At 71.9% G+C, this 12,947-nt stretch carries 15 protein-coding genes; 9 read left to right on the forward strand and 6 right to left on the reverse strand.

Features of this window, described 5'->3' with window-relative positions:
* Window positions 1-184: 184 nt before the first annotated feature.
* The gene (locus ADK66_RS29890) at window positions 185-412 is read left to right on the forward strand and encodes a hypothetical protein (RefSeq protein WP_053661254.1); all 228 of its coding nucleotides are present in this window, start codon (window positions 185-187) and stop codon (window positions 410-412) included.
* Window positions 413-470: 58 nt separating this feature from the next.
* A complete protein-coding gene (locus tag ADK66_RS29895; protein WP_053661256.1) occupies window positions 471-1,397 on the forward strand; it encodes a 5'-3' exonuclease in 927 nt (308 codons plus the stop codon).
* A 174-nt stretch (window positions 1,398-1,571) separates the two neighbouring features.
* On the opposite strand, the gene ADK66_RS29900 is transcribed toward ADK66_RS29895, so the two are convergent.
* The 5 genes from ADK66_RS29900 to ADK66_RS29920 form a co-directional block, all read right to left on the reverse strand.
* The gene (locus ADK66_RS29900; RefSeq protein ID WP_053661259.1) at window positions 1,572-1,874 is read right to left on the reverse strand and encodes a GNAT family N-acetyltransferase; all 303 of its coding nucleotides are present in this window, start codon (window positions 1,872-1,874) and stop codon (window positions 1,572-1,574) included.
* Between the two features lie 96 nt (window positions 1,875-1,970).
* Entirely contained in the window at window positions 1,971-2,240 is a 270-nt protein-coding gene (locus tag ADK66_RS29905; RefSeq protein WP_053661261.1) for a GlsB/YeaQ/YmgE family stress response membrane protein, read from the reverse strand.
* Window positions 2,241-2,401: 161 nt separating this feature from the next.
* Window positions 2,402-2,968, reverse strand: a complete 567-nt coding sequence (locus tag ADK66_RS29910; RefSeq protein ID WP_053661263.1) for a GerMN domain-containing protein — start codon at window positions 2,966-2,968, stop codon at window positions 2,402-2,404.
* Window positions 2,965-4,323, reverse strand: coding sequence for a cell wall metabolism sensor histidine kinase WalK (locus ADK66_RS29915; RefSeq protein WP_053661265.1), 1,359 nt, complete (start codon window positions 4,321-4,323; stop codon window positions 2,965-2,967). Before ADK66_RS29915 ends, ADK66_RS29910 begins: the two co-directional genes overlap by 4 nt.
* A complete protein-coding gene (locus ADK66_RS29920) occupies window positions 4,320-5,009 on the reverse strand; it encodes a response regulator transcription factor (protein ID WP_053661267.1) in 690 nt (229 codons plus the stop codon). Before ADK66_RS29920 ends, ADK66_RS29915 begins: the two co-directional genes overlap by 4 nt.
* Before the next feature lie 152 nt (window positions 5,010-5,161).
* Between ADK66_RS29920 and ADK66_RS29925 the strand changes: the two genes are divergently transcribed.
* From ADK66_RS29925 to ADK66_RS29940, 4 genes are all read left to right on the forward strand, one after another.
* Window positions 5,162-5,551: an STAS domain-containing protein gene (locus ADK66_RS29925; RefSeq protein ID WP_157553092.1), complete on the forward strand. Its 390-nt coding sequence runs from the start codon at window positions 5,162-5,164 to the stop codon at window positions 5,549-5,551.
* Window positions 5,552-5,576: 25 nt separating this feature from the next.
* Window positions 5,577-5,858 carry a hypothetical protein gene (locus tag ADK66_RS29930; RefSeq protein ID WP_053661269.1) on the forward strand — a complete coding sequence of 94 codons (282 nt, stop codon included), beginning with the start codon at window positions 5,577-5,579 and terminating at the stop codon, window positions 5,856-5,858.
* A 79-nt stretch (window positions 5,859-5,937) separates the two neighbouring features.
* The gene (locus ADK66_RS29935; RefSeq protein ID WP_053661270.1) at window positions 5,938-6,531 is read left to right on the forward strand and encodes an STAS domain-containing protein; all 594 of its coding nucleotides are present in this window, start codon (window positions 5,938-5,940) and stop codon (window positions 6,529-6,531) included.
* Window positions 6,532-6,564: 33 nt separating this feature from the next.
* On the forward strand, window positions 6,565-6,858 hold the full coding sequence (locus tag ADK66_RS29940) for a BON domain-containing protein (protein ID WP_053661272.1): 294 nt from the start codon (window positions 6,565-6,567) through the stop codon (window positions 6,856-6,858).
* A gap of 73 nt (window positions 6,859-6,931) precedes the next feature.
* Here ADK66_RS29940 and ADK66_RS29945 read toward each other — a convergent pair whose 3' ends face one another.
* Window positions 6,932-8,344 (reverse strand): PLP-dependent aminotransferase family protein, encoded by a 1,413-nt coding sequence (locus ADK66_RS29945; protein ID WP_053661274.1) that lies wholly within the window; start codon window positions 8,342-8,344, stop codon window positions 6,932-6,934.
* Here ADK66_RS29945 and ADK66_RS29950 point away from each other — a divergent pair.
* The 3 genes from ADK66_RS29950 to ADK66_RS29960 all read left to right on the forward strand — a co-directional run bounded on the left by ADK66_RS29950 (window position 8,343) and on the right by ADK66_RS29960 (window position 12,873).
* Window positions 8,343-9,269, forward strand: coding sequence for a DMT family transporter (locus ADK66_RS29950; RefSeq protein ID WP_053661277.1), 927 nt, complete (start codon window positions 8,343-8,345; stop codon window positions 9,267-9,269). The two genes, ADK66_RS29945 and ADK66_RS29950, sit on opposite strands and share 2 nt — an antisense overlap.
* A gap of 53 nt (window positions 9,270-9,322) precedes the next feature.
* Window positions 9,323-9,706 (forward strand): MmcQ/YjbR family DNA-binding protein, encoded by a 384-nt coding sequence (locus tag ADK66_RS29955; RefSeq protein WP_197281687.1) that lies wholly within the window; start codon window positions 9,323-9,325, stop codon window positions 9,704-9,706.
* A gap of 254 nt (window positions 9,707-9,960) precedes the next feature.
* On the forward strand, window positions 9,961-12,873 hold the full coding sequence (locus tag ADK66_RS29960) for a glycosyl hydrolase (protein ID WP_053661280.1): 2,913 nt from the start codon (window positions 9,961-9,963) through the stop codon (window positions 12,871-12,873).
* Window positions 12,874-12,947 lie beyond the last annotated feature (74 nt).

A 12,947-nucleotide genomic window follows, 5' to 3' on the forward strand; every position in this document is an offset into this window, starting at 1 on the left:
CCGACGCGCCCCGCGCCGGCCGGGGATCCTCGCGCTCACGCTCATCGCCGGCCGGGGATCCTCGCGCTCACGCTCATCGCCGGCGCGCTGGCCGACGGACGCTCTGGTTTTCCCGGTCGGACGGCCCCGGCGGTCATAGCCTGGGGTCAGGAACCCGCACGGGCTCCCGACCGGGAGGAGCGACGTGGCAGCGAACCAGGCGAACCGGGCGGCCACACGCCGTCGCCGTCAACTGTGGGCCGGCGTCCTCGCGCTCGTCGGTCTGGTGCTGCTGGTCATCGGGCTCACCGTGGCCGACGGTGTCGCGGCCTGGATCGAGGTGCTTGTCGCCGTCGTGCTGCTGGTGACCAGCTATGTCGTGCAGCACCTGGCCCGGCGGGCGACCGTCTACGGGCACGACGAGCAACGCTGACGCCGCCGTCGGCAGGGCGTACCCGAGATCGTCGGAGGGCTGTGCCAGGCTGTCCGGCGTGGCACATCGACCCCCGATCCTGCTGATCGACGCAGCCAGCCTCTACTTCCGGGCCTACTTCGGCATTCCGGAGTCCGCAGCCCGCACCGAGGACGGCACTCCCGTCAACGCGGTACGTGGCTTCCTCGACATGCTCGCCACCCTCATCCGTGGACGCGGCGCCGACCGGATGGTCTGCGCCCTCGACTACGACTGGCGGCCGGCGTGGCGGGTCGAGCTGCTGCCGTCGTACAAGGCGCACCGGGTTGCCCCGCAGGGCGGCGAGGTCGTTCCGGACACGCTCTCCCCGCAGGTGCCGATGATCCTGGAGGTGCTGGCCGCGATCGGCATCACCGCCGTCGGGGCGACCGGCTACGAGGCCGACGACGTGCTCGGCACGCTGTCGGTGACCCAGCCGGGCCCGGTCGAGGTCGTCTCCGGCGACCGGGACCTCTTCCAGCTCATCGACGACAGCCGACCGGTCCGGCTGCTCTACGTCGGGCGCGGCGTGGCCAAGCTCGACGACTGTGACGACGCAGCGGTGCGCGCCCGCTACGGCGTGCCGGCCGACAGGTACGCCGACTTCGCGGCGCTGCGCGGCGACCCCAGCGACGGCCTGCCCGGCGTGCCCGGTGTCGGCGAGAAGACCGCCGCCCGGCTCATCGAGCGGTACGGCAGCATCGCCGGCATCCTTGCCGCGCTCGACGACTCCGACTCGTCCTTCGCGCCGGGCCTGCGCACCAAGCTCGCCGCCGCCCGTGACTACCTGGCGGTCGCCCCGACTGTGGTCCAGGTGGCCCTGGACGTGCCGCTGCCGGAGCTGCCCACCGCCCTGCCGACTTCTCCCGCCGACCCGGACCGGCTCCTCGAACTGGCCGCCCAGTGGAACCTGGCCGGCTCGACCCGCCGCCTCGTGGACGCCCTGGCCGCCCGCGCCGACCACTGACTCCGGTCGACGCTGGCCGGGCCGGCGTCAGCCGCGTAGTTCGGCCGTGCGGGCGGCCATCACCCTCATGGCGTACCGCTGCATGCCGGGGCCGAAGGTGATGCGCGGAAGGCGGAGGCTGTCATCGGTCGCGTCTCCCGACGGATGCGCAGGGGGTGCTGGGACGGGCGGAAGCTATTTGACCTTGCGGGTCGACCGGACCACGATGCCCTCGTACTCCGGGTGCTTGCGCAGCCACTCGGCGAGGAACGGGCAGATCGGCACGACCATGCGCCTCTTGGCCTGGGCGTCGTCCATCACCGCGCGGGCCAGCGTCGACCCGACGCCTCTGCCCTCGTACGCCGGATCGGTCTCGGTGTGGGTGTAGACGATGATGCTGCCGGTCAGTTGGTAGGTGACGAATCCAGCGACAGCGCCTGCCTCGTCGCGCGCCTCGAACCGCTCCCGCGTCGGCGCCTCTGTCACTGTGAACTGCACCGGACCATCCAATCACAGCCGGCTCTGCTCGATTCCGGCACGACGCACGGGCGGGGCCCACCCCCAGTTGAGGGTGGGCCCGCCCGTGCGTGGTCCTCAGTGCCGTCGGCGGCCGTACATGCCGGCGACGATTGCCACACCGATCGCCGCGAACACGATCTGGATGAACAGTTCGATCCAGTCGACGCCGGCGGTGTCGTCGACGCCGAACACACCGGCAACGAGGGTGCCGAGGATCGCGGCCAGTACGCCGATGGCGAGGGTGAGCCAGATCGGGATGTTCTGCTTGCCCGGCACCACCAGCCGGCCGAGGGCCCCGATGATCAGACCGATGATGATGGCGGTGAAGAAGCCCGTAACCTCCACGGGAACCGTCCTTCCTCAGTGTCGTGAAGCTGAAATTTTTCGTCGGCGACGCTTTCGTGCCCCCGATGGTGCGCCACCGAAACCGGAGATCGGCTCGTCAGCCGATTTGTCACGCGACTGTCATGAAACGTATGACTGCGCCCCACGGCCGGCGGTCGCGGTCACTGCGGCACGATGAGCGGGGCGAAGTCGGTGCGGGTGAGGGGCCGTTCGGTGAGCGAGCCGTCGGCGCGCGGCACGCCGAGGGGCTTGCCGTCGCGCAGGAACGTGACGGTGGCGACGTCGTCGCGGCTGGTCAGGGTGCAGACGATCTGGCCGAAGGCGAGGACCTCGTCGCTGCGGCCCACATCGTGGCCGGGTTCGTCGACAACGACGCGGGCCTCGGCGTCGGTGACCGTCGCCCCGGCGGCGGTCACCGCACCCGCGAGCGCGCTCGTCAACCCGTCGTCCCGCTCGGTCGTGGTGGGCCCGGCGAGCAGATGCCGCAGATGCTCCTCGACAGTCGGCGGACGTTCCACGCGCCGGAGCACGGGGACGATGCGGTTGTCACGCAGCAGACAGAGGATCTCCGCGGCGCTGCCGGCCGGGACCGTGGCATCCGTGGAAGCCACTGTCGGAAACGGCCCGCGTGGGGGCGTCACCGGCCGGGCCGTGTCGTCGGTGGGGATGCCACAGCCGGCGAGCAGCGCGGCGAGCGTCACCGCGACGACCAGACGACGGCCCGTCATGGCAGGCTCTCCGCGAGGGTGACCCGGAAGCGGGCGCCGCCGCCGGGCCGGTCGCCGAGGGTGACGTCGCCGGCGTGCGCGGCGGCGTGCTGGGCGACGAGCGCGAGCCCGAGACCGGTGCCGTCGCCGGTGCCACGGGTGTTCGCGGCGCGGCCCCGCACGAACCGGTCGAAGATCGCCTCACGGTCCTCGACCGGCACGCCCGGGCCCTCGTCGTCGACCTCGATGACACCTGCGCTGCCGTCGCGGCCCAACCGGACGGCCACCGGGCCGCCGCCGTAGGTTGCCGCGTTGCCGAGCAGGTTCGCGAGGATCTGGGCTACCCGCCGCCGCTCCACCTGCCAGGTCGCCGGCACGCCCGGACCGAGGTGGACCATGCTCGCGGGCAGGTCCAGGGCGTGACAGGCGTCCCGGGCCAGCGCCACCACGTCCACCGGGGCCCGACGGGCGGGGTGGTCACTGCGGGCCAGGTCGATCAGGTCGTTGACGAGCCGCTGGAAGCGGTCGATCTCGTCGGCGACGAGACCGGCGGCCGTCGCCGTACGTTCGTCCTGGTGTTCGCGGCGGCGGGCCAGGACGCTGGCCGCCGCGGCGAGGGTCTGCAACGGGGACCGCAGTTCGTGGCTGACGTCTGCGGCGAAGCGGCGGTCCCGTTCGATGCGCTGCGCGAGCCTGTCGACCATCTGGTTGAACGACGACGACAGGCGGGTCAGGTCGGGGTCGGTGGTCGGGTCGAGGCGGGCGGTGAAGTCACCGGCGGCGATCTTCTCGGCGGCGTCGGCGACCGCCGTCAGTGGACGCAGCCCGTGCCGGGTGGCGTACCAGCCGAGCGCGGCACCGGAGCCCGCCACCATGATCGCCACGGTGGTCAGCGCCAACGCCAGGACCTGGAACGTCTGCTCCAGCTCACGCAGGGAGTTGACCTCGAAATACATCGACGTGTCAGACAGCGGCACCCCGACCACCAGGGCGGGCTGGCCGTCGAGGCGTACCCGCTGCAACGCCGGCTCCCCGGCGGCCACGAGCCGTCGCAGGTCGACAGGGATGGACGTGGTGGTGCCCGAGTCGACGGTACGGGCGTACCACTCGCCGTCCAGGTGCAGCACGGGCCGGCGGCCCCCGCCGGTGTCCAGCGAGCGCAGCACCTCCACCACGTCCGGGGTGTCCGTGTCGAGGCCGGCGCGCACGATGGCGGCGTCGAAGTAGGCGGCGCGCAGGGCCGTACGCTCGCGTTCCTCAAGCAGGGAGCGGCTGACCAGCTCGTACGAGACGAGGGCCATCGACGCGGCCAGCAGGAGCGCACCGACGGCGAACGCGGCGGTGACCCGGGTACGGAGTCCGAGGCGGTGTCTCATCGCTGCAGCTTGTAGCCCATACCCCGCAGGGTGACCAGGTGGCGGGGCGTGGCCGGATCCCGTTCGATCTTCTGCCGCAGCCTGCCCACGTGCACGTCGACAAGCCGCTCGTCGCCCAGGTCGTAGCCCCAGACCCGTTGCAGCAACTGCTGCCGGGACAGCACGCGACCGGCGTGCTCGGCCAGCTCGCAGAGCAGCCGGAACTCGGTGCGGGTGACCGGCACGGGCTGGCCGGCCCGCCGGACCTCCCCCGCGTCTGGGCTGATCTCCAGGTCGCCGAAGGCGAACACGGGCACCGGCGCAGGCCCCGGACCGGCGACGCCCGCGCGGGCGCGGCGACGCAGGGCGCGCAGCCGGGCGGTCAACTCCTTGATCGCCACGGGCTTGACCACGTAGTCGTCGGCGCCGGCTTCGAGCGCGGCCACGATGTCGTGGGTCTCGTCGCGGGCGCTGACCACCACGATCGGGACGTCGTCGTCGCGGCGCAACTGCCGGATGCACTCGAAACCGTCAAGGCCCGGCAGCATCAGGTCGACAAGCACGTAGTCGGCCGGGTCACGGCGCTGGGCGCGCAGGCCCTCCTCGGCGGTGGCCGCGCCGACGGCGTCGTACCCCTCGTCCTCCAATGCGAGCAGCAGCGCCAGCCGGATGCGGTCGTCGTCCTCGATCACCAGTACGGCCGTCATACAGGGAATCATCCCCAGGCCGCACGCCGCGCGGCCAACCGCGCCCGCCGGTTGGTGGATTTGTCACGCAACTGTCATGGATCCGCGCGGTGACCGCCAAGCCGGCCCGGCACGGTCGTTGGCGTACAGGGCCGCGAGCGAAGGGGTACGCCATGACGGAGTCACCGGCACCGACGTCGTGGACGCTGCCGATGGTCGAGGTGTGCATCGACACGTTCGACCTGGCCGGTCTGCCGGAGACCGGGGTCGTGTTCGACAGGCTGCTGGCGCTGCGTCCCGGCCGCGTCGTGGTGGACCTGTCACGGTGCCGGCACATCGACGCCGCCGCCATCGGGCTGCTGCTCGACGTCCACCGGCGGCTGGTACGGGCCGACGGGGTCCTCACCATCCGTAACCCGAACCCCCGCATCCGGCGCATCCTGCACACCGCCCGGCTGGAGCAGGTTCTGCCGATCGTCATCGACGCCGAGGACGGCCAGCCCGAAGCCGCCCCGCCATCGCCGATCGCGCAGGGCCGGGCGCCCGTGACCACCCGGCACTGACGCCGGCAGCGACAGGAGAGGCAGCATGAGTGTCAGCGGGTTGGTCAGCGCCGTCGTCGTCGGCGTGGTCGCGGGGGCTCTCGGCCGGCGTGTCGTTCCCGGCCCGCACAGCGTTCCGCTGTGGGTCGCCCTGACCGTCGGCGTCGTCGCCGCGCTGATCGGGTCCACCGCCGCGCGCCTGGCCGGTGTCACCGCCCAGGGGTTCGGTTTCCTGGAGTTCCTCCTGCAGATCGGCGTCGCCGGTGTCGGCGTCGTTCTCGTCGTGGTGACCACGGGACGAGCCACCTCAGAGACGCCAGAACCGTGACGCACGGGATCCGCACCACCGATTTGAGCCCGCACCGAGGTCGTCCGCGGCCGGGCACGGACGTAGGAAGGACAGCGCCATGACCGTCGTCCCCGACGACGACCTGATGACCCTGATCTGCGACATCTGCGGTGACTCCCTCCGGGCCACCGCGTGCGTGCTGCCCGACGCGGAGGTCGTCTGGACGCTGGTGTCCGAACACGGCTGGAGTGGATCGCCGTTCGCCACCGGCCCCCATCGCTGCCCGCACTGCAGCCTGCGGCCGACCTCGCAGGGCGCAACGGTCTCGTGCAGCGACCACGGACCCGGCGGCATCCTCGCCATCGACCACCTCGACGACGTGACGGTCGTCGCGGCCACCGGCGACATCGACCTCGAAGCCGGTGACACACTGCGCTCCGCCCTGCGGCACGCCGCCGAGATGGGTGGGCACGTCGTTGTCGACCTGAGCCACGTGCACCTCATCGACTCCACCGGACTGGGCCTGCTCGTGCGCGCCCACCAGGACGCCCGCGGCCGTGGCGCCACGCTCAGCCTCGCCGCGCCGTCGCGGTTCATCCGCACCGTCCTGCACACCATGCGCCTGGACGGGACGTTCCCGATCTTCGAGAGCCGCGCCGACGCGCTCGCCCACCTGTCGCAGGACGCGTCCGTGTCGGGCACCCGCGTCTGATCACGGCCGATCCACCAGCAAGGAGCTCTTTTCGTGCACATGCCATGGCCGCTGCCTGACGAGAACTGGTTCGCCGCCAGTCAGCCCGAGCCGGACAGCCCGGACCGGCGGCTCGAGGCGCTTGTCGCGCAGCGACTGAGCGCCGACTCGACCACGAGGCGGCAGCGGATCGGCGTCACAGTGCAGAACCGGGTGGTCATCCTGTCCGGGTTGGTGAGCGACACTGACGCACGCCAGGTCGCCGCGGAACTCGCCTGGGACGTGCCGGGAGTCTTCGACGTCTGCAACACGCTGCGGCTCGGCGACCAGCGCCGCAGCCGCCGCTGAACCGGGTCGCACCACGCCGCAGCTCGCCGGCCAGGACCGCGCCGCCCGCAGCTCGCCCGCCAGGGGCCGTATGTCAGAGGCCCTGGCGGGCGAGCGCGTCGTTCAGTAGGCGTGCCCCTGTGGGAAACGCCGCGGGGTTGGGGCCGGCGTAGCTGAGTCGGAGGAACGGCCCTGTGGGTTCGGCGGGAAACCACCCGGTCCCGGGGGCGATGACGAGCCCGGCGTCTCCCGCGTCGGAGGCGAGCCGTTTGACGTCTGTGCCGTCGGGCAGGCGGACCCACAGGTTCAACCCTCCGGCCGGCACCCTGTCGATGTGCGCCAGTGGGGCGTGCTCGCGTAGCGCGGTGACGAGGAGATCGCGTCGCGCGCCCAGTTGCTGGCGCAGGCCGCGCAGGTGCGTGGCGAAGGAGGGCTGGGTGACGACGTCGAGTGCCGCGGCTTGCAGGAGGCCGCTGACGTACATCGACTCGGCGGCCTGGTCGGCCAGGAGCCGTTCGCGGGCCGGGCCCCGGGCGATGACGGCCGCCACGCGGATGGCCGGCGACACGCTCTTGGTGAGCGAGCGCAGGTAGACGACGTGGCCGCTGTCGTCGTGGGCGGCCAGAGGTGTCGCGGTGGCGGTGTCGCCGAGGTCGTGGGCCCAGTCGTCCTCGACGACGAAGGCGCCGTGCTCGCGTACGACGGTGAGCACCTGCTCGTGCAGCGCCGCCGACCACCGTGCTCCGGTGGGGTTGGCGTGGTTCGGTTGCGCGTAGAGCACCCGGGCGGCCGTCTCGGCGAACGCGCGGGCCACCTCGCGGGGGTCCGGCCCGTCGGGGCCGCTGGGGACCGGTACGACCCGCACGCCTGCCTGCCGTGCGGCAAGGATGGCTCCCCAGTAGGTCGGGGACTCCAGCAGCAGTGGTTGACCGGGCCCGACCAGGGCGCGGAACACCGAGCTCAGTCCACTCTGGCTGCCGGGGACGATGATGACGTCGCTGGGTGTGGGTGGTGTTCCGCCGAGCGGGGTGACGGCACGCACCTCGTCGGCGAACCAGGACTGCAACTCCGGCAGGCCGGCGGTGGGCGGCCGGGTCAGCGCAGCCTCCGTGCGAGCCGCCCGGGCGAGCGCGGAGCGGACCAGACGCTCCGGGAGAAGCTCCCGGTCCGGGTAGCCGGCGTGCAGGGCGACGACGTCGTTGGGGGTGCTGCGCAGCGCTGTCGGCACCGCGCCGGAAAGGGCGTGCGGCGCGCGTAGCGCGGCGGTCTGCCAGCCGTAGTCGGCCGGTCGCGCCGTCCGTACGGCGCGGACGAACGTGCCGACTCCGGGCCGGCTCTCGACGAGCCCGCGGGCGGTGAGGGTACGCAGCGCCTGCTGCACCGTCACGGGACTGGCCTGGTAGCGGGCGACCAGTTCCCGGGTGGACGGCAGCCGTGCACCGGGTGCGGCCGTCGTGATCCACCGGGCGAGGTCGGTGGCGATCCGGGTGCTGCTACCGTCATTCATGATAACACAGAGTAGCGCTACTGCCCATCCGCCCCGCGCGATATCGGCGTCGCGCCCGTCCGGTCTGTGGTGGGGTCTTGTCGGGGTGGCGGCTTTCTCGCTCACAGTTCCCCTGACCCGGCTGGCGGTGGGCGGCCTGTCGCCACTGTTCATCGGCTCGGCAAGGGCCGTCGTGGCGGCGGTGCTGGCCGCCGGCGCGCTGGCCCTGACCCGCCAGCGCCCGCCTGGCGGCGCGCAGTGGCTCCGCCTCGCCGTGGTCGGCGGAGGCGTCGTGGTCGGGTTTCCGCTACTGACCTCGTACGCCCTGACGAGCGCGCCGGCCAGCCACGGCGCTGTGGTGATCGCCGTGCTGCCGGCGGCGACAGCTGCCCTGGCCGTCCTGCGGGGCAGGGAGCGTCCGCCGCTCGGCTTCTGGATAGCCGCCGGCGCCGGAGCGGTAGCGGCGACGGTCTTCGCCTCGGCCCAGTGGGGCGGCCTGGGTCACCTGCACCGCGCCGACCTGCTGCTGTTCGGCGCGGTCGTGGCCGCCGCCGCCGGGTACGCCGAGGGCGGTCTGCTGGCCCGCGAGCTGGGCGCCTGGCAGACCGTCTCCTGGGCGCTCGTCCTGTGCTCCCCGCTCATGGCGGCCCTGACTGTCGTCGCCGTCGCCCGAGAGGTCCCGCAGGGCACGCCTGCGCAGTGGGCGGCGTTCGGCTACCTCGGCGCGGTCAGCATGTTCCTCGGCTTCTTCGCCTGGTACCACGGGCTGGCGATCGGGCCGATGGCGCAGGTCAGCCAGGTGCAACTCGCCCAGCCCGTCATGAGCATCGCCTGGGCGGCCCTGCTGCTGGGCGAGCAGATCGGCGCCACGACGCTCGTCGGCGGCCTCGTGGTCATCCTGTGCGCCGCGACAGCGATCCGCACGCGACTCGGCACCAACCGGTGATGGGACGCGGGCCGGCGCGTAACCTCGGCACATGTGGATCGTGCGGGGGTTCGGTGGCTGACGCGGACGACGTGCGGCGACTGGCGCTCGCTCTGCCGCACGTGGTGGAGGTCGACAGCGCCGGCTTCGACTTCCGGGTGGCCGACAAGGGATTTGTCTGGTCCTATCCGGAGCGCCGCCCCGGCAAGCCACGGCTGATCCGCACCGACGTCGCCGTGCTGTTCGTCGGCGACGAGGCCGAGAAGCAGGCATTGCTGCTCGGCGAGCCCGACCTCTTCTTCACCGCGCCCGGTTACGAAGGGCTGCCCCTGGTGCTGCTGCGCCTGCCCGAGGTCGGCGTCGAACGCCTCAGCGAACTCGTCACCGACGCGTGGCGGATGCGGGCACCGGCCGCGCTCGTCGCCGACCTCGACGACCCCGCGACGCTCTCGGGCTAGCGACCGCCGCCGGCAGGCGGCCGCCGAGCCGGACCGGGCCGCGGCCGGACCGGGCGGCAGCGAGCAAGAGGGCCGGCCGCGTTGCGGCAAATAGCGACATCCGTACGCAACCTGGTTGACACATTGACGTGGATCTCGGCGTTCGATTACCGTGCGAGCGAGAGAGAGCGCTCTCTCAGTCGACCTTCTCCTCATTTCAGACGCAACGCGCCGGAGCGGGCACGGACCGTGACCCGGCGTGCGATGGAGGCACAATGAAACCTCCCGTCCCCCACCGTCGATGGGTCCTGGCCGCCACCACGGCCCTGGCCCTGGTCGTCGGCGGCCTCACGATCCCCCTCACCCGCGCCGCCGAGGCCGCCGCCGTCGGCGCCGGTAGCTACACCACCACCCCGGTCGGCCCGCTCCCCTCCGGCTGCGGCTCGATGTCGAGCAACCCCCGGCAGTTCGCCACCGCCAACGCGCCCGCCGGTGCCATCCCCACAAACGACTGGTGGTCCTCGCTGCTCTGGAAGCGCACCGACTGCTCCTTCAGCGAGCCCCTGCACGCCCACCCGATCTCGTACGACACGTTCACCGACGGTCTCGGGTTCTCCGCCAACTCCACGCCCGCCATCAGCGGCACCGCCACCGGTGTCGGCGAGTTCCACTACCCGTACGTGCAGGACATCCGGGTCGGTGTCGCCGGGCTCGGCGCACCCCAGGTCAAGGTCGACGGCTGGAGCGACTGGACGGTCAGTCCGCACTGGAGCGACGGCACCCGCACCCTGCGGGCCACCATCGGCCACGGCCTGCCGTTCGCGTACTTCCAGAGCACCGGCGGCGACGCGGTGATCAGCACGAGCGGCAACCCGGAGGTCTGGTCCAACAGCGGTGCCACAATCGGATTCCGGGTCAACGGCCACGACTACGTGGGGTACGCCCCCAGCGGCGCCAGCTGGAGCGTCGCCTCCGGCCGGATCTCGTCGGGGCTGGCCGGTCGCGGGTACTTTTCGGTGGCCCTGCTGCCGCCGACCTCCAGCGCGTCGGAGCGCTCCGACCTGGCCGCGACGTACGGCAGGTACGCGCACGCCCACGTCACCGGCACCACCGTCTCGTACACCTACGACCAGGCCACGAGCGGGCTGAACACCACGTACGCGTTCACCACCACCGCCCGGGAGGGCAGCGCCACGCAGACTGTGGTCAGCCTCTACCCGCACCAGTGGAAGTCGCTGTCCGGGTCCACCCCGATCACGCCGACGTACCCGTCGGCGCGGGGGCGGATGAAGGTGCTCACCGGCGTCAGCCAGTTCCGCACCGCCATGAAGTTCCAGGGCGTACTGCCGGAGTTGCCGGCCGTCGGTGACGGCAGTGGTGCCGACCTGGCGACGCTCAACGGTCACCTGGCCGCCACCCGCGCCAACCCGATGGACCAGCGCGGTGGCGACACCTACTGGACCGGCAAGGGGCTCGGCCGGGCCGCCCGGCTCGCCGAGGTCGCCGACCTGGTCAACGACACGGCCACCCGCGACAGTGCGCTGAACGCCATCCGCAGCACGCTCACCGACTGGTTCACCGCGTCGAGCGGCAAGACCAGCAGGGTCTTCTACTACGACAGCAACTGGGGCACCCTGATCGGCTACCCGGCGTCGTACGGCTCGGACCAGGAGCTCAACGACCACCACTTCCACTACGGCTACTACATCGCGGCCGCCGCGACTCTCGCCAAGTTCGACCCGTCGTGGGCCTCCACCAGCCGCTACGGCGGCATGGTGGACCTGCTGATCCGCGACGCCAACAACTACCGGCGCGACGACACGCGCTTTCCCTACCTGCGGGACTTCGACATCTATGCCGGCCACGACTGGGCCTCCGGGCACGGCTCGTTCGGCTCCGGAAACAACCAGGAGTCCTCGTCGGAGGGAATGAACTTCGCAAGCGCCCTCATCCAGTGGGGACAGGTCACCGGCAACACCGCCGTCCGTGACGCCGGCATCTTCCTCTACACCACGCAGGCCGCGGCCATCCAGGAGTACTGGTTCGACGTCAGCGACCAGAACTTCCCGGCCGCGTTCGGACACTCGACTGTCGGCATGGTCTGGGGCGACGGCGGCGCGTACGCCACCTGGTTCAGCGCCGAGCCGGAGATGATCCAGGGCATCAACCTGCTGCCGATCACCGGCGGGCATCTCTACCTGGGCAACAACCCGGCGTACGTACGCACCAACTACGCCGAACTGGTCCGCAACAACGGCGGGCCACCCACTGTGTGGCAGGACATCCTGTGGCAGTTCCAGGCCCTCGGCGACGGTGACGCGGCGCTGGCGAACCTGCGGGCGAACCCCAACTACACAGTCGAGGAGGGCGAGAGCCGGGCGCACACGTTCCACTGGATCCGCAACCTCGCGGCGTTGGGCACCGTCGACACGACGGTCACCGCCAACCATCCGCTGAGCGCGGTCTTCTCCCGCAACGGTTCACGCACCTATGTGGCGTCGAACCCGACCGCGAGCCCGATCACCGTCACGTTCTCCAACGGCACCAGGCTCACCGTGGCGGCCGGAAAGACTGCCACCACCGGGGCGTACACCTGGAGCGGTGGCAACGCCGCTGGCGGCGTCACCCCGACCACGCCGCCCACCACGGCACCGCCGACCACGGCACCGCCCACGACGGCTCCCCCGACGACGGCTCCCCCGACCACGCCGCCGCCCAGCTCGGGCTCTCCGACCCGGTACCTGCTGTCGAACGGCGGGCTGGGCACCGCCGGAAGCGCGGCCACGACGACTGTCGCGGCGGCAAACGGAAACCACGACGGTACGCCGACCAACGCGCGGGTGTTCACGGCGACCGGCCTGAACCTCGCCTACTCCGGCGGGCAGAGCGCGTTCGACCTGTTCCTGGACGCGGGCACGGCGGTCGGCAACGGCGTGCAGGTGCGGATCTCCTACGACCTGACCGGCAACGGCAGTTGGGAGCGGGTGGAGACCTTCCGCTACTTCGCCACCGACCCGGTTTCCGGCTACGAGCACTACACCCAGAGCGCCGGCCTGGCCTCGGCCACCGGAACGTTGGGCGCGCTGTCCAACGGCACGGTCCGGGTGGAGGTCTGGTCGGCGATCGGCAACAACCCCACAACCCTGGGCATCGGCAACCAGTCGGTGCTCCGGCTCCCCTACTCCTGAGCGCGCTTTCCGGGTCGCCGTCGGTCGGGCAACGACCGGCGGCGACCCGGAACCGCGTCCAGGTGGACCTGCGG

It is taken from the genome of Micromonospora sp. NRRL B-16802, assembly GCF_001279555.1.
In the GTDB taxonomy this organism is placed as follows: domain Bacteria; phylum Actinomycetota; class Actinomycetes; order Mycobacteriales; family Micromonosporaceae; genus Micromonospora; species Micromonospora profundi.